Origin of the sequence: Roseivirga sp., assembly GCF_034669765.1 — a bacterium.
Taxonomy (GTDB): domain Bacteria; phylum Bacteroidota; class Bacteroidia; order Cytophagales; family Cyclobacteriaceae; genus Roseivirga.
Map to the genome: position 1 here is coordinate 504,625 of NZ_JAXMOQ010000002.1, position 23,113 is coordinate 527,737.

20 protein-coding genes are annotated in these 23,113 nt (G+C 39.3%); 12 read left to right on the top strand and 8 right to left on the bottom strand.

Going from position 1 to position 23,113, the window contains the following annotated elements:
* Window positions 1-47: 47 nt before the first annotated feature.
* Window positions 48-1,238 carry an aspartate aminotransferase family protein gene (locus tag VOI17_RS05185; protein WP_323756180.1) on the top strand — a complete coding sequence of 397 codons (1,191 nt, stop codon included), beginning with the start codon at window positions 48-50 and terminating at the stop codon, window positions 1,236-1,238.
* 266 nt (window positions 1,239-1,504) lie between these two features.
* Here the strand turns inward: VOI17_RS05185 and VOI17_RS05190 are convergent, their stop codons facing one another.
* Entirely contained in the window at window positions 1,505-2,329 is an 825-nt protein-coding gene (locus VOI17_RS05190; protein WP_323756181.1) for a glucose 1-dehydrogenase, read from the bottom strand.
* Between the two features lie 115 nt (window positions 2,330-2,444).
* Between VOI17_RS05190 and VOI17_RS05195 the strand changes: the two genes are divergently transcribed.
* The gene (locus VOI17_RS05195; protein WP_323756182.1) at window positions 2,445-3,422 is read left to right on the top strand and encodes a zinc-dependent alcohol dehydrogenase family protein; all 978 of its coding nucleotides are present in this window, start codon (window positions 2,445-2,447) and stop codon (window positions 3,420-3,422) included.
* Between the two features lie 174 nt (window positions 3,423-3,596).
* Window positions 3,597-3,959 carry a response regulator gene (locus VOI17_RS05200; RefSeq protein ID WP_323756183.1) on the top strand — a complete coding sequence of 121 codons (363 nt, stop codon included), beginning with the start codon at window positions 3,597-3,599 and terminating at the stop codon, window positions 3,957-3,959.
* A gap of 33 nt (window positions 3,960-3,992) precedes the next feature.
* Here VOI17_RS05200 and VOI17_RS05205 read toward each other — a convergent pair whose 3' ends face one another.
* Window positions 3,993-4,691: a queuosine precursor transporter gene (locus tag VOI17_RS05205; RefSeq protein WP_323756184.1), complete on the bottom strand. Its 699-nt coding sequence runs from the start codon at window positions 4,689-4,691 to the stop codon at window positions 3,993-3,995.
* Window positions 4,692-5,042: 351 nt separating this feature from the next.
* On the opposite strand from VOI17_RS05205, the gene VOI17_RS05210 reads away from it, so the two are divergent.
* Window positions 5,043-6,680, top strand: a complete 1,638-nt coding sequence (locus tag VOI17_RS05210) for an ABC-F family ATP-binding cassette domain-containing protein (RefSeq protein WP_323756185.1) — start codon at window positions 5,043-5,045, stop codon at window positions 6,678-6,680.
* Window positions 6,681-6,950: 270 nt separating this feature from the next.
* On the opposite strand, the gene VOI17_RS05215 is transcribed toward VOI17_RS05210, so the two are convergent.
* The 4 genes from VOI17_RS05215 to VOI17_RS05230 form a co-directional block, all read right to left on the bottom strand.
* On the bottom strand, window positions 6,951-7,310 hold the full coding sequence (locus tag VOI17_RS05215; RefSeq protein ID WP_323756186.1) for a GIY-YIG nuclease family protein: 360 nt from the start codon (window positions 7,308-7,310) through the stop codon (window positions 6,951-6,953).
* A 160-nt stretch (window positions 7,311-7,470) separates the two neighbouring features.
* Entirely contained in the window at window positions 7,471-9,468 is a 1,998-nt protein-coding gene (locus VOI17_RS05220; protein ID WP_323756187.1) for a M1 family metallopeptidase, read from the bottom strand.
* Window positions 9,469-9,582: 114 nt separating this feature from the next.
* Complete coding sequence (locus VOI17_RS05225) at window positions 9,583-10,353, bottom strand: DUF1295 domain-containing protein (protein ID WP_323756188.1); 771 nt, start codon at window positions 10,351-10,353, stop codon at window positions 9,583-9,585.
* Window positions 10,338-10,748 (bottom strand): DUF2177 family protein, encoded by a 411-nt coding sequence (locus VOI17_RS05230; protein ID WP_323756189.1) that lies wholly within the window; start codon window positions 10,746-10,748, stop codon window positions 10,338-10,340. The genes VOI17_RS05225 and VOI17_RS05230 overlap by 16 nt, the downstream gene beginning before the upstream one ends.
* 84 nt (window positions 10,749-10,832) lie before the next feature.
* On the opposite strand from VOI17_RS05230, the gene VOI17_RS05235 reads away from it, so the two are divergent.
* On the top strand, window positions 10,833-11,726 hold the full coding sequence (locus VOI17_RS05235; RefSeq protein WP_323756190.1) for a hypothetical protein: 894 nt from the start codon (window positions 10,833-10,835) through the stop codon (window positions 11,724-11,726).
* 225 nt (window positions 11,727-11,951) lie between these two features.
* Here the strand turns inward: VOI17_RS05235 and VOI17_RS05240 are convergent, their stop codons facing one another.
* Window positions 11,952-12,953: a hypothetical protein gene (locus tag VOI17_RS05240; protein ID WP_323756191.1), complete on the bottom strand. Its 1,002-nt coding sequence runs from the start codon at window positions 12,951-12,953 to the stop codon at window positions 11,952-11,954.
* 214 nt (window positions 12,954-13,167) lie between these two features.
* On the opposite strand from VOI17_RS05240, the gene VOI17_RS05245 reads away from it, so the two are divergent.
* Genes VOI17_RS05245 through VOI17_RS05255 form a run of 3 tightly spaced genes read left to right on the top strand, consistent with a single transcriptional unit; the run spans window position 13,168 to window position 14,829 of the window.
* Window positions 13,168-13,878 carry a YafY family protein gene (locus VOI17_RS05245; RefSeq protein ID WP_323756192.1) on the top strand — a complete coding sequence of 237 codons (711 nt, stop codon included), beginning with the start codon at window positions 13,168-13,170 and terminating at the stop codon, window positions 13,876-13,878.
* Between the two features lie 56 nt (window positions 13,879-13,934).
* Window positions 13,935-14,408, top strand: coding sequence for a GyrI-like domain-containing protein (locus VOI17_RS05250; RefSeq protein WP_323756193.1), 474 nt, complete (start codon window positions 13,935-13,937; stop codon window positions 14,406-14,408).
* On the top strand, window positions 14,401-14,829 hold the full coding sequence (locus VOI17_RS05255) for a DUF1801 domain-containing protein (RefSeq protein ID WP_323756194.1): 429 nt from the start codon (window positions 14,401-14,403) through the stop codon (window positions 14,827-14,829). Before VOI17_RS05250 ends, VOI17_RS05255 begins: the two co-directional genes overlap by 8 nt.
* Window positions 14,830-15,021: 192 nt before the next feature.
* Here VOI17_RS05255 and VOI17_RS05260 read toward each other — a convergent pair whose 3' ends face one another.
* Window positions 15,022-15,573 carry an REP-associated tyrosine transposase gene (locus tag VOI17_RS05260; protein WP_323756195.1) on the bottom strand — a complete coding sequence of 184 codons (552 nt, stop codon included), beginning with the start codon at window positions 15,571-15,573 and terminating at the stop codon, window positions 15,022-15,024.
* A gap of 582 nt (window positions 15,574-16,155) precedes the next feature.
* Here VOI17_RS05260 and VOI17_RS05265 point away from each other — a divergent pair.
* Genes VOI17_RS05265 through VOI17_RS05280 form a run of 4 tightly spaced genes read left to right on the top strand, consistent with a single transcriptional unit; the run spans window position 16,156 to window position 23,113 of the window.
* Window positions 16,156-17,703 carry a type I restriction-modification system subunit M gene (locus VOI17_RS05265; protein ID WP_323756196.1) on the top strand — a complete coding sequence of 516 codons (1,548 nt, stop codon included), beginning with the start codon at window positions 16,156-16,158 and terminating at the stop codon, window positions 17,701-17,703.
* Window positions 17,700-18,812, top strand: a complete 1,113-nt coding sequence (locus VOI17_RS05270; RefSeq protein ID WP_323756197.1) for a restriction endonuclease subunit S — start codon at window positions 17,700-17,702, stop codon at window positions 18,810-18,812. Before VOI17_RS05265 ends, VOI17_RS05270 begins: the two co-directional genes overlap by 4 nt.
* A 3-nt stretch (window positions 18,813-18,815) precedes the next feature.
* Window positions 18,816-20,009, top strand: coding sequence for an AAA family ATPase (locus tag VOI17_RS05275; RefSeq protein ID WP_323756198.1), 1,194 nt, complete (start codon window positions 18,816-18,818; stop codon window positions 20,007-20,009).
* A complete protein-coding gene (locus VOI17_RS05280) occupies window positions 20,006-23,113 on the top strand; it encodes a type I restriction endonuclease subunit R (protein WP_323756199.1) in 3,108 nt (1,035 codons plus the stop codon). The genes VOI17_RS05275 and VOI17_RS05280 overlap by 4 nt, the downstream gene beginning before the upstream one ends.

A 23,113-nucleotide genomic window follows, 5' to 3' on the forward strand; every position in this document is an offset into this window, starting at 1 on the left:
CGCTAGTCTACTGTTTTACTTTAGGCGATTCCTGCTTACTTTCGCAGATGGATTCTGAGCGCATATTCCTTGATCACGTAGCACAAACCACCCCTTATCCGCTTAAGGTTGAAGTAGCACGTGCGGAAGGCACCAGCATTTTCGATACTGCAGGAAAAGAATACCTCGATTTCATTTCTGGCATTGCCGTCTCCAATATTGGTCACCGCCATCCACATGTGGTGAAGGCGATCAAAGACCAACTGGACAAATACATGCACGTGATGGCCTATGGTGAGTTTATCCAAAGTCCGCAAAATCGATTGGCTGAAAAGCTCGCCTCGCTCCTTCCCGAACAACTTAGCACCAGCTATTTTGTGAATTCTGGAGCCGAAGCCAATGAAGGCGCATTGAAATTAGCCAAGCGAGTAACAGGCAGAACGCAAATTGTTTCCTGCAAAAAATCGTATCATGGTGGCACACATGGCGCACTGAGCGTTTCGGGTAACGAAATGAAAAAATACGCTTTCAGGCCTCTATTACCCGATGTGTACTTTATAGAATTCAATAATATTGAAGATTTAGAACACATTACAAAAGAAACAGCATGCGTAATTATTGAGCCCATTCAAGGTGATGCAGGAGTACGCATTCCTTCAAAGGCCTATTTAAAAGCACTTCGCCAAAAATGCACAGAAACCGGTGCGCTTCTGATTTTTGATGAAATACAAACGGGTTACGGACGTACTGGTTCCCTCTTTGCTTTCCAACAGTTTGATGTGATTCCCGATATATTGACGATTGCCAAAGCCATGGGCGGAGGGATGCCAATAGGGGCTTTTATTTCTTCCAAAGCCCATATGGAACAACTCACCTTCAATCCTGTTTTGGGCCATATCACTACTTTTGGCGGACACCCTGTCAACTGTGCAGCAGCAGTGGCCAACCTTGAGGTGATTGAAAATGAAAACCTGATTGAAGGCGTTGAAAAGAAAGGTCAGCTGATTGAGTCACTGATTGGACACCCTGATATTATCGAAATCAGAAGAATCGGTTTGATGTTCGCAGTTGAATTTAAAAGCGCAGAACGTGTAGCCAGGATTGTAAATCAATGTTTGAAAGATGGATTGATCACTTTTTGGTTTCTCTCTTGTCCCGAAAGCTTCCGTTTAGCCCCGCCCCTCACCATTTCAGAAGTAGACATCAAAAGGGGGTGCGCGATTATCAAAAATGCAATTGAAGTGACGAAGGAGGTTTAGGCAGTACCCAAGAGGATTGACAACTATACAATCAACTTAATTATCAGAAGTATAGCTACAAGAGTAAGTATCCCAACAATCCAATTATATAAACTGTGATACTTTCTTTCAGAATTATAAAATGATTTGAAAGACTCCCTTTTAAATGGAGACAAAAATAAGAACCTTACCATTCCACCTATCAAAGGCACAAGTTCAGCAAGAAAAGTATCCATTAAATTGATTGAGTTTCAACACTTATAACTAATAACCAATATACTAATTAACTACACCGTATACCCCCCATCCGCTGAAATAACAGCTCCCGTAACGAACTTCGAGGCATCTGAAGCCAAGAATAACGCTAAACCTGCGATATCTTCTGGTTGGGCGAGCATAGGCAAGGCTTGTTTCATCATCACCACTTTCATAATCTTTTCATTGCTCGTAAGGGCTTCGCTGAACTTGGTATCAATCAATCCTGGACAAATCGCATTCGCACGAATATTATCTCGTCCCCATTCCCTGGCCAATACCTTGGTCAGTTGAATCAAAGCCGCTTTACTGACGGAATACAGCCCCAAACCATGTCCAGGCGTAATTCCTTCGATACTAGAAATATTGATTACTGAACCGCCACCACGACTCTTCATACTTTCATAGGCGTATTTGGCCAAATTGAGCGGGCCTTTTACATTCACAGCCATAATTTTATCAAAAGCATCGTCACCGGCATCTTGAACAGGTCCAAACACTGGGTTAGCAGCCGCATTATTCACGATAATGTCAATGCCCCCTAGGTTTTTAATCGTGCTGTCGACCAAAGCCTTGATTTGTTCATCATCGCCCATATGACATGGAAAAGCTACTGCTTCCAAACCTTTAGATTTAAATTCTTCAGCTACTTCCGTTACGGCCTCTAACTTTCTGCTAGACACCACAACCGTTGCCCCTTGTTGTGCCAAAGCCATGGCAATGTATTTCCCAATGCCCTTACTGGCACCAGTGATAATGGCTACCTTACCTTTTAATTCAAATTTCTCAGATATCTGCATGGGTTTTTCAGCTATTGTTATGCTTAGCCAAGATAAATAATTTAATTTGTTATGCATGACGAGTAAATAAATTACTCTCCGCCAATAGTCTCCATATCATGCCGAGGCCAATATCCTCCCCTTGGGGAGGTGCTCGAAGAGCGGAGGGGTATACAAACAAACAAATTCAATTATGAAAGCAGTCCAATTTACCTCCCTAGGCCTACCTACCGAAGTACTCAAAGTCGTTGAACTCCCTAAACCAGCACCAGCTGAAGGTGAGATTCGGGTAAAAGTCACCAAGGCAAATATTATCCCTGCCGACATTATGTTTATACAAGGCAAGTATGGCATTAGGCCCGAATTACCACAAATAGGTGGTTTTGAGGGCACTGGAACTGTAGATGCTTGTGGAGCTGGCGTTGAAATGCCATTGGGCACAGGCGTGATTTTCACAGGTTCAGGCGTTTGGGCAGAATATGTTTGTATTCCAGCGAAAACTGCCATTCCAAAACCTCAAGCCATGAGCGATGATGTTGCTTGTCAGGCATTTGTGAATCCTTTTACCGCCTATGGTATGCTCATGGAAGCGGATTTACAAGCAGGAGACTGGGTAATGTTAACCGCGGCCAATTCAGCTTTTAGCAAGTTTGTCATTCAATTGGCTTCGCAACGCGGGATTAATGTAATTGGAACGGTGCGTAGCGATGAACAAAAGCAAGCTTTACTCGATTTGGGTGCCAAAGCCATTATCAACGAAAAAACAGAAAACATCTATAAGGCCGTAAAAACTGCAACTGATGGTGTAATGGTAAAAGCCGCCTTTGACGCTGTAGGTGGAGCACTTGCCGACAAAGTGTTGAATGCTATGCAGGCCAATGGGAAAATGTTTGTTTACGGACTATTAAGCCTTCAACCTATTCCATTGAATTCAGGGCTTTTAATCTTCAAGAACTTAACAATCAAAGGCTTTTGGCTCAGCACATGGATGGCCAGCTTGACCAGAGAACAACGTTCAACCATTATTCCTGAAGTATTAACCAAGCTAACCAAACAAGACCTTAAAGCCGATATTGAAGCTAGCTATTCAATAGATGAAATTCTAAAAGCCATAGCGCATATGGAAGGCCCAGGGAGAAGTGGGAAGATATTATTAGACTTCAGCAAATAAGCTGGATGAGGATAAAGCAACAATAACACATCCTTTTACAAAAATTATACGGTAATATATATTACTGACTCTCGTCATAGATTCAACTTCTATTGATTCTCAACTATCTTAATATTAAACATTAAGAGCTTGCGCTTCAGACGAGTTTGACATTATCTTATGTATTAAATGCCTATGAAAAATGTACTGATCATTGATGACCATGCCGACATGCGCAGAACGACAGCTGATTTTTTGACCCTGCTAGTAGACGACATTGAAATTGATGAAGCCGAAGACGGTGATCAGGCTTTATTATTGATAGAAAAGAAAAAGTATGATTTGATTTTATCAGATCAAAATATGCCAACACTATCTGGTACTGAATTGATTTCTATTCTGAGTAAGTCAGGAGAATTTAAAACGGACAAGTTCATTATTATTACTGGAGTAGAAATAGAAAAAGTCGAATTGAACGAAAGTTTGAATGTCGAAGTTTTTGATAAAGCTCAACTCCTTGAAAAAGTTATTCCTCGAATAAAAGAGTTGCTACTTTAGTGGACTACTTTGTTCAGGCTGTCCTTTCAATAGCTATACAATTCCATACTCCACATCATAATCATAGGTGTCCATTCCTTCATTTCGCTTTAGCCACTTGGTGATATAACTGGTGAGTGGTAGTGCAATTATTTCGTAGATCATTTTGGTTAACACTCCCGAACCGATCAATATCAATAGCTGATCAACCGAATAAATACCATAAAAGGCAATGAAAGTAAATGTTATTGAATTAAGCCCCTGCCCTAAAAGTGAGGAACTAAGCGCTCTAAGCCAAAACCGTTTTCCTTGATCCCATATTTTCATTTTAGACATTACCATAGCATTCAGGTATTCCCCCATAAAATAAGCCACCATACCTCCCGCCACAACCCTTGGGACAAAGCCAACGATAGCCGAAAACTCACTTTGAAGGCTCCAATAGGCTGGATAAGGCAAGGCATCGCCAATCAAAAACATAACACTCATAAGCAATTGACAAAAAAGGCCCACCCAAATGACTCTCTTTGCGATTTTAAAGCCATACACCTCGGTAAGAATATCCCCGGAAATAAAGGCAATTGGGAAGGTAATAATGCCAGCTGGAGCGTCTAAAAAGCCCAAAGTGATTACCTTAATCGATAGTATGCTCGAGACTAAAAGTGATGTAATAAAAAGCATACTTACAATATGCAAGTACTTCACACCTTGTTGATCAGGTTTCTTTTTTCGATTTTTATTATCTGTGCTCATGAGTACACCTCTCCAGGAAATGGTAAAACCTGAACAATTCTGGCTTTCCCTAAATTCATATTTATATACAGCTAGTCTCTGCTAACTCAATGAAGTAATGAATAGTTATTGGCCGTTCTGGTAATAAGGAATACAAAAGTAAAATTTATAACCTATTAAAAATACCCAAAAACGGGTATTCTTGATTTGGTTCGCTGAATTATCCATTTAATAAAGACGAGGCTGGTTGAAATATCGCTACAATAATTATCTACCAAGTCAGTCTCTAACAGGTTATCCCCATAGATATCTTTTCTTACAATAGCACTTGAACACTTCAAATCCATATCTTTGCGGCCAAATTGATCCCCTATGATTTCAGTAGATGCAGTTGGTGTTGAGTTTAGTAGCACCACCCTATTTAGCAATGTTACCTTTAATGTGAATGACAATGACCGTATTGCCCTGATGGGAAAGAACGGTGCAGGAAAATCCACTTTGCTAAAAATTATTGCTGGACAAAGTAAACCTACCCAAGGGAAGATTTCGGCTCCAAAAGATGCGATTGTCGCTTACTTACCGCAGCATTTGCTTACCAAAGATGAGTGTACTGTTTTTGAAGAAGCCTCTAAGGCCTTCTCAAAAATCATAGACATGAAAAAGCAAATGGATGATTTTACGCATCAGCTAGAAACGCGTACCGATTATGAATCTGATGCTTACAGTAAGATTATCGAGCAAGTTTCTGAACTCAGCGAAAAGTATTACAGCATTGAAGAAATCAATTTTGACGCGGAAGTAGAGAAAACCTTAATGGGCTTGGGTTTTGTTCGTTCCGACTTAACCCGTTCTACCAGCGAATTCAGTGGCGGCTGGAGAATGCGAATTGAATTGGCCAAAATTCTTTTGCAGAAGCCAGATCTCATTCTTCTCGATGAGCCAACAAACCACCTCGATATTGAATCTGTGCAATGGTTAGAAGATTTCTTGAAAACAAGCGCCAAAGCGGTAATCGTTATCAGTCACGATAAGGCCTTTGTTGACAACCTCACGAACAGAACCATAGAAATTACCCGTGGTCGTATTTACGATTACAAAACCAACTATACTCATTACCTAGAGTTGCGCAAAGAAAGACGCGAACAGCAGCAAAAGCAGTTTGATGATCAGGCCAAACAAATGGCAGATATTCAGCAGTTTATCGATCGTTTTAAAGGTACTTACTCTAAAACTCTTCAAGTTCAATCTAGAGTGAAAATGCTCGAAAAAATGGAGATTGTAGAAGTGGATGAAGTCGATTCTTCTTCTTTGAATCTGAAGTTCCCTCCTGCTCCACGTTCTGGTAATTACCCTGTAATTGCAGACGGCATGACCAAAACCTATGGCGACCATACAGTTTTCAAAGATGTGTCACTCACCATCGCTAGAGGCGAAAAAGTAGCCTTTATTGGTAAAAACGGGGAAGGAAAATCCACTTTTGTAAAAGCCATGATGGGCGAAATTGATTTTGATGGCAGCTTACAAATGGGACACAATTCCATGATTGGCTACTTTGCCCAAAATCAAGCTTCGCTCTTGGATGAAAACCTTACTGTTTTCCAAACCATAGATGAAATTGCGCATGGTGATGTCCGTACTAAAATCAAAGACATGCTTGGTGCTTTTATGTTCTCTGGCGATGCCATTGAAAAGAAAGTGAAAGTACTTTCTGGTGGTGAACGTACCCGTTTGGCCATGATCAAATTGCTGCTTCAACCAGTAAACGTTTTGATTCTCGATGAACCTACCAACCACTTGGACATTCGAACCAAAGACATTTTAAAAGATGCCCTTAAAGCATTCGAAGGCACTTTAATCCTCGTTTCTCACGACCGTGATTTCTTAGACGGTTTGGCCAATAAGGTATTCGAATTCGGAAACCAACGCATCAAAGAACACTTTGAAGATGTGACTGGCTTCTTGAGAAATAAGAAACTGGAGAATTTGAAGGAAGTGGAGCGTAGAGGTTAGTTTTTGGTGTTTAGTGCTCAGTATATAGTGCTCCGTGTAACTGAGATTTCGCGTTAGTGTTTAACGTTTAACACCGTACACTTAACCGTCATGCTGAGTATTTTGACTCATTCTGAACTTCAAAAATAGGTTGAGTTTAATAAGTCAAAATCGAAGGCTCCGAGACTTCGGAGCGTCTGTTCTTAGCCGTTGAGGTTCTGAACAGACACTCCTAAGTCTCGGGATGTCTTCCTCGTCATAGAATTTCCGTGAGAAATACAAAATCATAGTTTACCAATTCAATACATCTTCTGATAAATCATCCCAATTTGGATTAACCGAATTAATGAGCTTTTCTTTATTGATTCTAGTTTTCCCTTTAATTGTTTTTTCCCGAACAATAGCCTCATCAATAGAAGAAAAGTGTTCCATATAAACTAGAATAGTCAGATTGTATTTAGCTGTAAAGCTATTGTAAAAGGTTTTATCTCGGTGTTGTATTAGCCTAGATGTTAAATCAGAGGTTACTCCAGTGTAAAGTGTTGTCTTATTTTTGTTTGTCAGAATATATACCGATCCTCCGTATGCCATGAAATCAATTTCAGACAATTGAGATACTATTCCAAGGCAATATTTTACGGATTCTTTCATTTTATCCCGATTATCATCGGCTTAAAATTTCAGAATGACGAAAAAATGGGCAGCATCAATGTCTCGCCCTTTTTTAGAACCAGGATTAACCCAAAAAAGGCTTGCTAAATTACTTAGCAAGCCTTTTTACTACTACTGTGCACTGCGCACTAAACACTATTTACTTATTCTCCCAAACGTTGTCCGCAGCATTGTTATCTGGGAACCTACCGTCAGGGTCAAGCGTGATCTTCTTGATTTTTCTACCTCCAAACTTCAACTCAGCATTGAAAGTACGATCACCATTGAACCAAACACTGGCTGGCCAAGTAACAATCGCTGTATTGGCATCAATCATTTTCGCATTGCTCATTGACTTGATCGCTGCACCACTGGTTTCAAATTCAACCTTAAGTACTACTGGCGAAGGCATTTGACCTGCTTGGTGCACCGTCACTTTCGTTGTAGACCCTGGATTCACATTTTGAATCGAACCGTCAACTGACTCGGTAGTCCATAACCAATAGTACCAAAACCACTCAAGGTTCTGATCTAATTCATTGTTCATAAAGAACACATAATCCCAAGGCGAAGGGTGTTTGAACGCCCAAGTCTCAGTATATTTCTTCATGGCATTAATTACAGCTTCATCTCCAACAATGCCGCCCAACATGGCCAGCATCAAAGGTGCTTTGCTGTAAGTTTGGTAGCCATAACCATCTCCAGCGTAGTTCGACAACCACATCATTGTGGCTTCATCGTCATCTCCACTTCTACGGCCATAACTCGCACCTCTTCCATTCAAATTGGCTGGTTCGCCTCTACTGTCTGCCGCAGAAAGAATGTTCATATAGGTGTTAAAACCTTCGTCCATCCATCCATAACGCGTTTCGTTGGTGCCCACCATCATTGGCCACCATTGGTGCGCCACTTCATGATCGGCTGCTCCTTGATTTGAGTTGACTACCATCGGGTATTCCATTCCGGCACTTGGTCCATCTTGCATGGTCATTTGAGGGAAAGGATACGGTGCCCAAAGATCAGAGTAGAACTCTAACGCATGTCTTGTGATCTCTCCTGCTCGCGCGAAAAGTCTTGCTCTTTCTGGCAAGTATACCATGTGAATTGGAATCGGCCCTTTTTCAGGAATAGTAGCCCTAGTGGCGGTCCACATAAAGTCGGGTGATGTTGCCCAAGCAAAATCATTCACTTTATCGGCTACAAACCTCCAAACCAAACTCTCTCCTTCGGCAGTTGCTTTTCCAGCACCTCTTTCATCTTCGCCTACAATTACAATTTCATTATCAGAATCTAATACTTTAGTCAAACGCTCTCTGGTTTGTGCCGAAAGCACTTCTTCAGGATTTTGCAAAACGCCTGTTCCACTTACGATCCAACCGGCAGGTACATCAATGCTTACATCAAAACGACCGAAGTTATTGAAGAACTCAGTTGGGCCTAAGTAAACATTAGTTTCCCAACCGCGCATTTCATCAAATTTGGCCAAACGCGGAAACCACTGTGTAGGCTGAAAAACATTAGATCCCCAACGCTGGGTCATTCTATGTCCTCTACCGTTTTCGCCCCCTGGCAATTTTGTATTCCAATCAATTTCTAAAGTACCTGTGCTTTTCGCAGGAATTGGCTTTGCCAGCATAATCGTAGCTACCGTTTGTTGCAAGCCAGTGGCTTGTAATTTCTGCTCTCCACTACCACCTCTTCTTCTAAAGCTAGAACGGGCACCTAAATCTACTTCATCACCATTCACTACCATACGTGTAATGACCATTCCCTCAGTAGTTTCAGCTGGAACAGAAGAACCTCTAGGTACATCGGCACGGAAAATATTGTGATCCAATCTCAGCACAATTCTGTCCATCGGCTGATTGCTGTTGTTATGGATTTTGATCGTTTCGCTTCCCCAAATGGTTTGGGTTTGCGGGTTTAAACTGGCTTTGATCGTATAATCAGTTTCTAATTGCCAATAGTTTGGCCCCGGTTTCCCTGTGAAATCTCTCGTTTTCGCTTCGAAAGCATTCATAATGGGATTGGGAAGCGGCACATCCATGCGGATAGCACGCTTTGAAGTCTCCACCGACTTCCTAAGTGGAAGCGGATTCTGCGCCATCACCACCGTGGTGGTGACCAGCATTAGAAAGGTAAACAGGCGTTTAATCATTGTATGAGTTTTTATAAAAAATGAGCTTACGAATTAATTGATCAAACAATATAAGGCTATGTGCGCTCAGATAAAAACTGATATTTTCTAGTGGTTAGAAAGTGAGATTGAAGGCTACCAAAACCTTGGAAACACCGCAGGAGTTTGTGACTTATAAGCATCAAACACCTCGTTCCCCTCGTAGCGTTTTTCCAGCATGGGCACACCAGAAACCTTCAATAATAGGAAAGTAATAAACACAGGACTGATAAAGGCTAGCCCACCATAGTTGATGGGCAATACCATAACCGCCAAAGACCACCACATTACTGTTTCTCCAAAGTAGTTCGGGTGACGGCTGTACTTCCATAAACCCGTTTGGAGAATCTCGTCTTTGTTCTGGCGTTTCTTCTTGAATTGTTTGAGTTGGTCATCGGCCACGGCCTGATAGAAAAAGCCAATGCACCAAAACGAAAGTGCGATGTAGCTGACCCAACTTATTTCCCCTCCAAAGTAGGCCACCAAAGTGACTGGTGAGCTAATCACCAATAAAATAACGACCTGCAACAGGTACACTTGCAAAAATGAACGCCAATAAAAAGTCTTCCCCCACTCTTCCCTCCATTTTAGATAGCGAAAATCTTCTGTCTTCTTCATGTTTCGTAAACCGATATGAACAGTCAAACGAATGCCCCAAATGCAAACCAAGGCATAGACCAGCGTGCTTAAATCACTTCGTTCCGTATTGAAATAAAGATAAACGCATAAGAGCACATAACCCAAACCCCAGGCCACATCGGCAATATCGTTGCGTTTTAGGATCAGGGAAACGATAAACCAGAAGGTCGCGTAGCTAAAAGCTAAAAGGAAAATATTGGAAAGAAGGTCAATCACGCTTGTAGCCATCGTGTAATTCCATAACCGGAAGCACTTACCGCAGCAGTGAGTACCGAGCCCCAAATAATATCGATGAACACGATTTTAATGGGCCAATCTTTCAATGTAGCCAAATTGGTCAGGTCGTAGGTGGCGTAAGTGAAGAACCCAAAAAGTGCGCCCATCATAATGGCGTATTTGAGTGATTCTTTATTCACCGCTGGAACAATGGCGAAAATATAAATGCCTACGATGAATAGCAGATAGAAAATTATGGCCGCTGTCCAATTCACTTGATCTGCCAGTAAGCCTCCCAAATGCTTATTGTATAGATTTTTAGCCACAACACCCAACCAAACTAGGTCGATGGCGAAAAATACGATGGTGGTAAGTAAGTAACTTTTCAGCAGTAATATAAAAGACATATCTCAATTTACGGAAATAACAGCAACAGTCTAATTATTGTTTTCAGCCTATACTTATTCGAATAACATGCTTATTATTAACAAATGAAAAAGAAACTCTTACTCAGCCTGCTCACTCTATTCATGCTACCCGCAATAGCATTTTCTCAAACCATTCTTGAAGACAGTGTAATGAATGGAAACAACTTCCAAAAGGCGGCTTTTCGCTTATGGATTGGCAAGGACATTAAAAAAGTAAGGGGCGTGATCGTGATGGTTCCTGGCTCGAATGGCAATGGCCGTGATATGGTGAACCAACCGGAATGGCAAGCTTTGGCTAATAAGCATAACATGGTGCTTTTGGCGGCAGACATTAAGGACAAACGCAGCCCAAATATGGCGATTGAGCAATATGCCGATGTAAAAAACGGAACTGGTCAGGCCATGCTAGAGGTGCTGGGCCGATTAGCGACAAAAAGTGGCCATCCTGAACTTAATACGGTTCCTTTTGCGCTTTGGGGCATGTCGGCTGGTGGCGAATTTAACTATGAATTTGCCTGCTGGAAGCCAGAAAGGGTAATTACGTTTATCGTGAATAAAGGAGGCGTTTACTACACCGCATTGGCTTCTGAGGCGACACGGGCAGTGCCAGGGGTTTTCCTCACAGGGGAAATTGATAATCCATATCGCAATAATATCGTGAAAGGCATTTACTCGGTCAACCGCAGGTTTGGCGCCAAATGGATTTTTGCAGAAGAGCCCGGTCAAGGACATGAATTCGCTAAATCGGAAGCATTCACTTTGAAATACTTTGACGAAATCATTCCTATCCGACTTGATGAAAACGGCAACTTAAAGCCATTAAGCGAAAAGGCCTTTCTCGGTGAAGTAGGCACTGGAAAAGTAGCTGGTACTGAAACTAAAAACTCATTTACAGACATTACTTCCTGGTTACCGAATACGGTTATTGTTGATTTGTGGAAATCACTGTTTCAGTAAAAAACTATCCTAGTCGTAGCGTCTCGCTGCGACTAGTGTAGGAAATTGTACTTTGAATGCTTGTTGGTGGAGAACACCAACAAAGGCAGCAGAAATAGAAACCGCTGCCGCTTCTCTAGTTCGTAATGTAGTGCGGACTGGTCCTTCGCTCAATACACTTCAAGTGCATTAAAAATAGGTACTCGCCACAGGCAAGCACCAGTTACATTAGATGTAAAGAATCTATCACCAATCCCCCTTAATCGGTGAAGTGCCTGCAAAGTTGACTACTTTATCGCCATAGATGGGATCATAATAATGGCCGCCTTCCTTGAATTCTGGGTTCCATTTTTTAGATCCATCGGCTTGAAGGGTATACAAAAATGGAGAAAGCAACAGGCGTTCTACATTCCAGCGACCTTCGGCACCACTTGGGATTTCTTCGCCATCACCATAGACCATCAAACCACCTTCGGCAAATACTTCGTTTTCTGGGTTAATGTCCTTGTACTCATGACTTACGTTAATCACCTTATGCCCTATTTCATGCGCCACAGTGCCTCTCAGCCTGTCCTCACGCTCTAAATTGGTAATGGTAATAATGCCACGTAAATCTTTCGGAATACTGGTGCTGTAAGAATAAGGCGGAAACGAAAGCCCACCTGTTCTCACCGATTTGATCATCCAATTTCTTCCTTCAGAAACATCTAAAAAAGGATAAAAAACTTCCTGTAAAACCGTCATATAAATCGTTCGGTGGTTGTCTGGGTTGGGTTCAATAAAAGTACGAAAGGCCATTTCGGTCTCTGGAGTAAGCTCAGCGGGGTGACGCTGCATATGCTGATAGGTATTGGCATACTCGGTTTTTGGAATGCCCGGAGTTTTGTTCGCTTGCACGGAAAGGTAGCGCGGATCAATATCACCCGTTTTCACCCATAGTAAGTTGATTTGCACCCCCGTTGGGGCATAAATTTCTTTGGCCGCTTCAACACTGTACATCAATCTGTCTAGCGTTACTTTCTTAAAAGCGGTATCTAAGTTGGAAGGAAAATACACCCCCAAATCCACTGTAAGTTTACCGGGTTCTAAATCAGCATTGAAAGCTTCAATATCAATTCCATCTACCGCACGCCATTTTACGGTTTCTACTTTGGGTGAGGAATTTACATTGGTCTCTTCTGTTTTATTTTGAGGAGAAAAACAGCCGAATAGGCATAGGGTTAGTGAGATGCTTAGTAGTTTTTTCATGGTTGATTCTAAAGTCTGTGCAGAAGAAACAACAATTTCCATACATCCACAATTCGCACTTGTTGAACGGTAGGTTTAAATTGGCTCATTCTGGTCGTATCGAAACGCTAAGACCAGAGGTATCATTTATACACGTCATAAAAATGAATATATTCACGGCTCTATGTCACTTTTGTGACGGATACATTACGTTAGCCACAAGCTGAAAAAACTGATGGACAAAGAAAAACCCAGACTTGCACGATTGACAGCAATTCTAACCCAATTGCAATCGAAACGAATTGTAACCGCTAAAGATATTTCCAAAAAAAATAATGTTAGTATCAGAACGGTTTATCGGGACATCCGAACGCTGGAGAAATCTGGAATTCCAATTGTAACAGAAGAAGGAAAAGGCTATTCCATTATGGAAGGTTACAAACTTCCACCCGTAATGTTTACCCAAGAAGAGGCGAACGCCTTAATAACAGCAGAACAACTCATTAGAAAAAACAAAGACCAATCTTTAGCTGAACAATACGAAAGCGCCATAACAAAAATCAAATCAGTCTTAAAGAGCCACCAAAAAGAAAAAACGGAACTGCTAACCAACAGAATACAGGTACGCAATAACCGTGAGAACGAACAAACAAGCAATTTTTTGATGCAACTTCAGACTACTATATCAAATTATCAAACGATAAAAATTGATTATCTGTCATTGGAAAACAAACAAAGTCAAAGAGAAATCGAACCATTTGCACTTTACACTACACAGGACAATTGGGTACTTATTGCCTTTTGCAAATTAAGAAATGATTTTAGAGCCTTCCGTCTTGATTGCATCCAAAAAGTGGAAATCTTGAGTGATCATTTTGAACCTCACAAAATGACTTTGCAACAGTATCTGGAAAAATGTAGTGAAAAATATAAAAAACACCCCTGACATACCTATGGCATAAGGTCAATCTACTTTTGTATCGAATCATAAAATTTAAAAAGATGCAAACAGTAAAAGTTGAACCCTTTAACATTATCGGAATCTCGATAAGAACAACAAACGAGAACGGACAGGCAAGTAGAGAAATTGCCGAACTCTGGGGTAGGTTTATGTCCGAGAGTATTCTTACCAAAATCCCTAATAAAGTTGATACTGAAATTTATTCACTTTACACGGACTATGAAGTTGACCATACAAAACCCTATACCGCAATTCTGGGTTGCAAAGTTGAAAATTTGGACAACATTCCCAGCGGAATGGTCGGCAAATCATTTAGTGGAGGAACCTACATCAAGACAACAACTAAAGGAGACTTGATGCAAGGCTTAATCGTTAATCATTGGTCAAAAATATTTGAAATGGAATTGGACAGAACCTATGATGCCGATTTTGAGATTTTCGGGGAAAAAGCACAAAATCCGTCTGATGCAGAAGTAGATTTCTATGTAGGTATAAAACAAGAAACGAATGGGTAAACTAACCTTAAAGACAGACCCAAGAGTAAATGAAGTTTTTGCGAATTATCCCGACTTTGTTCGGGATAAAATGCAATTTTTGAGAGCGTTGGTAATTGAAACAGCAGAAGAAACCGAAGGTGTAAACGTTTTGGAAGAAACTTTGAAATGGGGAGAGCCAAGCTTTATTACCAAAAACGGCAGTACTTTGCGAATGGATTGGAAAGAAAATACACCTGACCAATATGCACTGTATTTCCAATGCACTAGTAGATTGGTTGATACTTTCATGTTAGTTTTTGACCACAAATTTCAATATGAAGGAAAACGAGCAATCGTCTTTAAGTTGAACCAAAAAATCTCTGTATTGGAATTAAAGGAATGTATAAAAGCAGCTTTAATTTATCACAATGTAAAAGAACAGCTTACCTTGGGAATTTGAAAAATGAACAAAAATACCAGTGGCTAATGAATGCACACATTAAAAACAGAACTCCATGTTAGATGAAATTATCAAAAGAGTACCCCACTGGTTGTAGCGTCTCCAACTGGTCTTAGCGTCTCGCTGAGACCTTATCCAACATAAAAACTCACCCTGGTTGTAGCGTCTCGCTGCGACCAACTGCAACACTCTCTAATACAAAAAGCTTATCTCAAGAACGCCTTTTCGATCCTCATAATCCCTCGCGCTGCTAAAAACCCAGTCTGATGGCTGATCTACAAATCCTGCTTCAACTGGATTATAATGAACATAATTAAGCCGTTGAATCATTATTCCCTTAGTAGAAAGCTCGATAGGATGATTATGCTGTTGCCAAAACTGAAAATCTTTATTATTTAGCTTCTTTTCCCCAGCCCTCTTCATCATCGAGAGCATCCATTCCCTTCTGCTCTCCTGAGGATTGTTCTCCATATACTTCCTAATATGTCTGGAAGTATAGCTTTTTAAATCTCTGATGATATCTTCCAGTTTGAAAGTTCCTTCTGTGCCCAGAATTAAGTGAACATGACTGGTCATAATACACCATGCGCCCACCAAAAGTCCTTTCTCTTGCTGGCAATACTTTATAGAATCAATTAGAATATTTCGATACTCTTGCCTAATAAAGACATCGAGCCAATTTACCACGGTGAATGTCACAAAGTAAAACTCATCTTGACTGCGAATGGCGTACTTTCTCCCCATAACTCAAGTTAACATTTATCAACTAATTGATATATAATGTTTTGCTGTATTTTAAGGAGAAGGTCGCAGCGAGACGCTACGACCAGTGCCAGAGACGCTATGACCAGTGGGGCGATCTCTATACTTACGAGAATTCCAATATTTGCCAGTATTCTGAATTACTGGCGTTTTTTTTGATTTCCAATATTCGCCAAAACTCAAATTTTAATTACCCTGATTCTGGTCTTAGCGTCTCGCTGAGACCCTACCCAACATAAATACTAAATTTTAATTATCCATTTCCAATCTTCATAACCACTGCTACCACATGAAAAATTAGTCTTTTAGTCTTAGCGAGACGCTAAGACTAGTGGGGTGATAGTAGAGGGTCGCAGCGAGACGCTACGACCAGTGCCAGACGTTTCTAAATAACATATCATTTATTCCCGTCATAAAAATGAATATATTCACGGCTATACGTCACTTTTGTGACTCATACATATCGTTGTGTTCAAATATCTACCATTGGGAAGTGTTCGCGAATATTAAAAGAGAAACAGAAAAACAAAGTTCCATTATTGGAATAACGACTTAAAAAACAAAATGACAAGTACAAATCAACGTGCCGAATTACAAGCTAAAATATGGAGAATAGCCAACGATGTGCGTGGCTCTGTAGATGGATGGGACTTTAAACAGTTTGTGCTAGGAACACTGTTCTATCGCTTTATTAGTGAAAATTTCACCAATTATATCGAAGGTGGAGATGATAGTGTGGATTACGCAACCTTATCGGATGATGTAATTTCTTCAGAAATAAAAGATGATGCTGTTAAGACTAAAGGGTATTTTATCTACCCAAGCCAGCTATTCGTAAATGTTTCCAAAACAGCGAATACAAACCCCAATCTTAACACTGACTTAAAAGCTATTTTTGACGCTATTGAAAGTTCAGCAAACGGTTATCCATCTGAACAGGATATAAAAGGATTGTTCGCTGATTTTGACACGACCAGTTCAAGACTTGGAAATACTGTAGATAACAAGAACAGCCGATTAGCATCTGTTATTAAAGGTGTTGAAGAGCTGAATTTTGGAAAATTTGAAGAGAGCGAAATAGAACTCTTTGGTGATGCCTATGAATTTCTAATTGGCAATTATGCAGCCAATGCAGGAAAGTCTGGTGGTGAATTCTTCACACCTGTACACGTTTCCAAGCTCATTGCACAGTTGGCAATGCATGGGCAGACTACAGTAAATAAAATTTATGACCCAGCAGCAGGTTCAGGTTCCTTGCTTTTACAAGCCAAAAAACATTTCGACAACCACATCATTGAAGAAGGTTTCTTTGGGCAAGAAGTAAATCATACGACCTACAATCTTGCTCGTATGAATATGTTTTTGCATAATATTAATTACGACAAGTTCAATATCGTATTAGGAGACACACTTAGGAACCCGCAATTAGGCGATGAAAAGCCATTTGACGCGATTGTTTCTAACCCTCCTTATTCGGTAAAGTGGATTGGTGATGCTGACCCCACCATGATTAATGATGACCGTTTTGCCCCTGCTGGCGTTCTTGCTCCAAAGTCAAAAGCCGATTTTGCTTTTGTGCTGCATGCACTGAGTTACTTATCCAGCAAAGGACGGGCAGCCATTGTCTGTTTCCCAGGTATCTTCTACCGTGGTGGTGCAGAACAGAAGATTCGAAAATACTTGGTTGATAATAACTATGTAGAAAGTGTAATCTCCTTAGCTCCTAACCTTTTCTATGGAACATCCATAGCGGTAAACCTTCTGGTACTTTCAAAACATAAAACAGATACAAAAACACAGTTCATCGATGCAAGCGGTGAAGATTTCTTCAAGAAAGTAACCAACAATAATGTGATGACCGATAAACACATTGAGAAGGTTATGGAAATGTTTGATAGCAAAGAGGAATTAGCCAATGTGGTCACATCTATCGACAATAGTAAAATTGCTGAAAACGATTACAATCTCTCTGTAAGTTCTTACGTGGAAGTAAAGGACAATCGAGAAAAGATAAACATTGCTGAATTGAACGAGGAAGTTTCAAAAACGGTGGAGAGGATAGGTAAGCTTCGTGCTAACATTGATGCTATTATTAAAGAGATTGAGGCATGAGTTATTTAGACCAGTTATTAAAAGGAACTAAAGTTGAATGGCTTCCTCTAGGCGATTTCGCCAATTACGAACAGCCAACGAAGTACCTTGTAGAATCGAAAAATTACAGTGATAGTTTTAATACCCCCGTATTAACTGCTGGAAAAACATTTGTACTAGGCTACACAGACGAAACGGAAGGGATTTACAAGGCCTCTGAAAAACCAGTTATCATTTTTGATGATTTTACAACTGCCAACAAATGGGTTGATTTTGACTTTAAAGCAAAGTCTTCCGCCATGAAGATGATAACGGTAAAAGATGAGAGTAAAATCTTATTAAAATATATATACTACTGGCTTAACTCTTTACCAAGCGGATTGGTAGAGGGCGATCATAAAAGACAATGGATTAGTAACTACTCAAAGAAACTATTTCCAATACCTGAGCTAGAAATCCAAAAAGAAATTGCAGGCATTCTAGATTCGTTTACAGAGCTTACAGCAGAGCTTACAGCAGAGCTTACAGCTCGTAAACAGCAGTATAGTTATTACAGAGAAGCTTTGTTGAGGTTTGAAGATAAGGATGTAGAATGGAAAACCTTGGGGGAGGTGGGGGAAATAAAACGTGGTGTAGCATTTACAAAAAAGCAAGCTGTATTTGGGAAATTTCCAGTAGTTGCGAATGCCCCTGAACCAATATGTTTTCATAATAAATTTAATAGAAATGGTGAATTTATTGTTGTCGCTAGATCAGGTGCAAATGCAGGGTTAATAAACTATTGGAATGAAGAGCTGTATCTAACGGATGCTTTTAGTATCCATCCCAACGATTCGATTTTAAACACAAAATTTGCTTTCTATTATTTAAAGAAACATCAAAGAGAGATTCATTTAATGAAGAAAGGGAGTGGTGTACCGCATGTTAGAGCATCTGACTTTGAAATTTATAAAGTACCCATCCCTCCACTGGAAGAACAAAAACGCATAGTTAACATCCTCGACAAATTCGACACCCTAACATCTTCCATAAGCGAAGGACTTCCAAAGGAAATAGAACTCAGAGAAAAGCAGTATGAGTATTACCGAGAGATGTTGTTAACCTTTCCAATGGATAATTTAGAAGAATAAAAAATGAGTCAGTCATTAAGACAAATAGCAGAATCACTAAGAGATGCTCAAAATATCATAAGAGCTAAAGATGCTCAAAATTCAGATGTAAAAGTTCAGTTGATTTATGCATTTAATGGGAGTGGTAAAACACGTTTATCACGTGAGTTTAAAGAGTTGATTGCTCCAAAAGAAGAGGAAACAGAAATCAGGGCTCTTTACTATAATGCTTTTACAGAAGATCTCTTTTATTGGGATAACGATTTAGATGCTGATACAAACAGAAAGTTAATAATCCGTCCAAATAACTTCACAAGCTTAGTTTTAAAGGATTTGGGGCAAGAACCAAACATTGTTGAAAAGTTTCAGCACTATACAAGTGATAAATTAACACCATCATTTAATGAAGAGTACACTGCAAAGAATGAAAGAGGCGAAGATGTTACAATTCCAGCATACTCAGAAGTTACTTTTTCTATAGATCGTGGTGGTAATAATAATATTCCGAATGCAAAAATCTCTAAAGGCGAAGAAAGTAATTTTATATGGTGCGTATTTTACAGCCTTTTGGATCAAGTAATTGAAGCGCTAAATACAGTAGATATAGATGATCGTGTTACGGATAAATTCAATAATCTAGAACATGTTTTTATTGACGATCCGGTGAGTTCGCTCGATGATAGTCATTTAATTGAATTGGCTGTGAACATAGCTAAGCTAATTAAATCAAGTCAGTCTGAGTTGAAGTTTATCATTACAACGCATAATCCATTGTTTTTTAATGTCCTATATAATGAATTCAAAAAACCAAAATTTAAAAAATACATTCTAAGCAGTCTAGAGGATGGGGGTTTCGAATTAATTAATCATAATAATGACTCGCCTTTCGCCTATCATTTACATGTTTTTTCAATTCTTAGAGATATTGCAATAAATGAGAATATTGAAAAATATCATTTCCATCTTCTTCGTAACGTATTAGAAAAGACATCCACTTTTCTAAATTATGAATACTGGGGAGATTTGATTAGAAAAACACCCCTTGGAGATGAAACACTTTATGTGGAGCGCATATTAAATATAACGAGTCATTCAAAGCATTCAGGAGAAGAGTCTGGAATAATTGAAGAAAGTGACAAGCGTATTTTCAAAAGAATTCTAAAGGATATTATCGAAACTTTCAATTTCAATATTGACACATCGAGAATAAATATATGAGTACATATAAAGCCATAGCGGAATCAAACAATTTCATAGTACTTGAGAAATACACCAAGTACTCAGAGGTAAATGAAGCACCAGCAAGCTATCAGGCGGAATCCGCACTTGAGCGAGAGCTTATCCAAGACTTAGTCAATCAAGGATATGAAAACCCGACTAACCTTAATACGCTTCAAGCGATGTTGGCTAATGTTAGAGTACAACTACAGGCTCTTAATAAGATGGAGTTTACGAATGGTGAATGGACTCGTTTTGTAGAGGAGTATTTGGATAAACCCAGTGACAACCTAGCTGAAAAAACAAGGAAAATACACGACAATTATATTTATGATTTTGTTTTTGACGATGGACACATCCAAAACATCTACTTAGTAAACAAAAAGAATATTAGTGAAAATAAAGTTCAGGTTATTTCACAATTCGAACAGAAAGGAACGCATTCAAATCGTTATGATGTCACCATTTTAGTAAATGGCTTACCGCTTGTGCAAGTGGAATTAAAAAAACGTGGAGTTGCTATTCGCGAAGCTTTTAATCAAGTGCATCGTTACAGCAAAGAAAGCTTTAATAGTGAAAATTCACTTTTTAAGTACTTGCAGGTATTTGTAATATCTAACGGTACTGATAGTCGTTATTTCGCCAACACTGTAAAACGGGATAAAAACAGCTTTGATTTTACCATGAACTGGGCAAAAGCTGATAACTCTCTCATTAAAGACTTAAAAGATTTCACCATTACATTTTTTGAAAAACGAACACTCTTAAATGTTCTTCTAAACTATTCTGTATTTGATGTAAGTGATACACTACTTGTCATGAGACCGTATCAAATTGCAGCAACAGAAAGACTCTTGTGGAAGGTTAAAAGTTCTTTTGAAGCAAAAAAATGGTCTAAACCAGAGAGTGGTGGATTTATTTGGCATACCACAGGTTCAGGAAAAACCCTTACTAGTTTTAAAGCTGCACGACTCGCTACACAACTTGACTATATTGATAAAGTGTTCTTTGTAGTAGATCGTAAGGATTTGGATTTCCAAACGATGAAAGAATATCAACGATTCTCACCTGACAGTGTGAATGGTTCAGACAGTACAGCAGGTTTAAGACGAAATATTGACAAAGAAGATAATAAGATTATAGTCACAACCATTCAGAAACTGAATAATCTGATGAAAAGTGAAAGTGATTTATCCATCTATCAAAAGCAAGTATTATTCATCTTTGATGAAGCCCATCGTTCTCAGTTTGGTGAAGCTCAAAAGAACCTAAAAAAGAAGTTTAAAAAGTATTATCAATTTGGCTTTACTGGGACACCAATATTTCCTGAAAATGCCTTAGGTGCAGAAACAACAGCAAGTGTATTTGGTCGTGAATTGCACTCGTATGTTATTACAGATGCAATTAGGGATGAAAAAGTTCTGAAATTCAAAGTAGACTATAATGATGTTCGACCTCAATTTAAGGGGATAGAAACAGAGGTTGATGAGAAAAAGTTAACGGCAGCAGAAAATAAGAAAGCTCTACTCCATCCTGTTCGCATTAAAGAGATTTCTCAATATGTTCTTCAAAATTTCAGACAAAAAACACATCGAACACGAGGAGTCAATACTGGTTTTAATGCCATGTTTGCCGTAAGCAGTGTTGATGCTGCAAAATGTTATTATGATGAATTAAATCTTTTACAAAAGGAAAGTGATAAGCCTCTTAAAATAGCTACGATCTTCTCCTTTGCAGCTAATGAAGAACAAAATGCAATCGGTGAGATAGTCGATGAAACTTTTGAGCCTTCAGCAATGGATAGTAGCGCAAAGGAGTTCTTAACCAAAGCTATCAATGATTATAATGCCATGTTCAAAACCAGTTATGGCATTGAAAGTAAAGAGTTCCAGAATTATTATCGTGACCTTGCCAAGCGAGTAAAAAGTAAGGAGGTTGACCTTATAATAGTTGTAGGCATGTTCTTAACAGGCTTTGATGCGCCTACACTGAATACCTTATTTGTTGATAAGAACTTGCGCTATCATGGTTTGATGCAAGCCTTTTCACGTACAAATCGTATTTATGACGCTACAAAAACCTTTGGAAACATTATTACTTTCCGAGATTTAGAAAAAGCTACTGTTGATGCAATCACTCTTTTTGGAGATAGTAGTACTAAAGATGTAGTATTAGAGAAAAGCTATAAGGAATATCTTCAAGGCTTTACTGACATCGCAACTGGAGAAGCTCGTAGAGGTTATATTGAGGTCGTAAAGGAATTAAATCAAAAATTCCCTAACCCTGACGAAATAGTTAAAGAGAAAGATAAAAAAGAGTTTACGAAACTCTTTGGAGAATACTTGCGTGTTGAAAACATACTTCAGAACTACGATGAATTTACCAATCTTAAAGCACTACAAACAATTGACATTAGTGATTCAGAGGCAGTAGAGGAGTTTAAAGAAACTCATTTTGTAACAGATGACGATTTAGCTGCAATGCAAAAGATTGAATTGCCAGCTGAGCGTACAATTCAGGATTATCGGTCAACTTATAATGATATTCGTGATTGGTTGAGAAGAGAAAAAAGTGGAAATGAAGCAGAAGAATCAACAATTGATTGGGATGATGTTGTCTTTGAAGTTGACCTTCTCAAATCTCAAGAAATAAATCTTGATTATATCCTTGAATTGATTTTTGAGCACAACAAAAAGACAAAAGACAAAGTCTCCTTGATAGAAGAAGTTCGTAGAATTATTCGCGCTAGTATAGGAAATCGAGCAAAAGAAAGCTTAGTAGTTGATTTTATAAATGAGACAGACCTTGATTCCATTCAAGACAAAGCGAATATTATAGACTCATTCTTCGCATATGCCCAAGGCAAGCAAAAAACAGAAGCTACCGAATTAATCACAGATGAAAGTCTAAACGAGGAAAAAGCAAAACGATATATCTCAGCTTCTTTAAAGCGAGAATATGCCAGTGAGAACGGAACAGAGTTGAATGCGCTTTTACCAAAAATGAGTCCTTTAAATCCTCACTATTTGACAAAAAAGCAGAGTGTATTTCAAAAGATTTCTTCGTTTGTAGAGAAGTTTAAGGGTGTAGGAGGTCAAATATAA

What these genes read in the sequence shown, in the direction of transcription:
- VOI17_RS05185 (WP_323756180.1), top strand. Translation starts at nt 48, where the DNA reads ATGGATTCTGAGCGCATATTCCTTGATCACGTAGCACAAACCACCCCT.
- VOI17_RS05190 (WP_323756181.1), bottom strand. Translation starts at nt 2,329, where the DNA reads ATGCATAACAAATTAAATTATTTATCTTGGCTAAGCATAACAATAGCT.
- VOI17_RS05195 (WP_323756182.1), top strand. Translation starts at nt 2,445, where the DNA reads ATGAAAGCAGTCCAATTTACCTCCCTAGGCCTACCTACCGAAGTACTC.
- VOI17_RS05200 (WP_323756183.1), top strand. Translation starts at nt 3,597, where the DNA reads ATGAAAAATGTACTGATCATTGATGACCATGCCGACATGCGCAGAACG.
- VOI17_RS05205 (WP_323756184.1), bottom strand. Translation starts at nt 4,691, where the DNA reads ATGAGCACAGATAATAAAAATCGAAAAAAGAAACCTGATCAACAAGGT.
- VOI17_RS05210 (WP_323756185.1), top strand. Translation starts at nt 5,043, where the DNA reads ATGATTTCAGTAGATGCAGTTGGTGTTGAGTTTAGTAGCACCACCCTA.
- VOI17_RS05215 (WP_323756186.1), bottom strand. Translation starts at nt 7,310, where the DNA reads ATGAAAGAATCCGTAAAATATTGCCTTGGAATAGTATCTCAATTGTCT.
- VOI17_RS05220 (WP_323756187.1), bottom strand. Translation starts at nt 9,468, where the DNA reads ATGATTAAACGCCTGTTTACCTTTCTAATGCTGGTCACCACCACGGTG.
- VOI17_RS05225 (WP_323756188.1), bottom strand. Translation starts at nt 10,353, where the DNA reads ATGGCTACAAGCGTGATTGACCTTCTTTCCAATATTTTCCTTTTAGCT.
- VOI17_RS05230 (WP_323756189.1), bottom strand. Translation starts at nt 10,748, where the DNA reads ATGTCTTTTATATTACTGCTGAAAAGTTACTTACTTACCACCATCGTA.
- VOI17_RS05235 (WP_323756190.1), top strand. Translation starts at nt 10,833, where the DNA reads ATGAAAAAGAAACTCTTACTCAGCCTGCTCACTCTATTCATGCTACCC.
- VOI17_RS05240 (WP_323756191.1), bottom strand. Translation starts at nt 12,953, where the DNA reads ATGAAAAAACTACTAAGCATCTCACTAACCCTATGCCTATTCGGCTGT.
- VOI17_RS05245 (WP_323756192.1), top strand. Translation starts at nt 13,168, where the DNA reads ATGGACAAAGAAAAACCCAGACTTGCACGATTGACAGCAATTCTAACC.
- VOI17_RS05250 (WP_323756193.1), top strand. Translation starts at nt 13,935, where the DNA reads ATGCAAACAGTAAAAGTTGAACCCTTTAACATTATCGGAATCTCGATA.
- VOI17_RS05255 (WP_323756194.1), top strand. Translation starts at nt 14,401, where the DNA reads ATGGGTAAACTAACCTTAAAGACAGACCCAAGAGTAAATGAAGTTTTT.
- VOI17_RS05260 (WP_323756195.1), bottom strand. Translation starts at nt 15,573, where the DNA reads ATGGGGAGAAAGTACGCCATTCGCAGTCAAGATGAGTTTTACTTTGTG.
- VOI17_RS05265 (WP_323756196.1), top strand. Translation starts at nt 16,156, where the DNA reads ATGACAAGTACAAATCAACGTGCCGAATTACAAGCTAAAATATGGAGA.
- VOI17_RS05270 (WP_323756197.1), top strand. Translation starts at nt 17,700, where the DNA reads ATGAGTTATTTAGACCAGTTATTAAAAGGAACTAAAGTTGAATGGCTT.
- VOI17_RS05275 (WP_323756198.1), top strand. Translation starts at nt 18,816, where the DNA reads ATGAGTCAGTCATTAAGACAAATAGCAGAATCACTAAGAGATGCTCAA.
- VOI17_RS05280 (WP_323756199.1), top strand. Translation starts at nt 20,006, where the DNA reads ATGAGTACATATAAAGCCATAGCGGAATCAAACAATTTCATAGTACTT.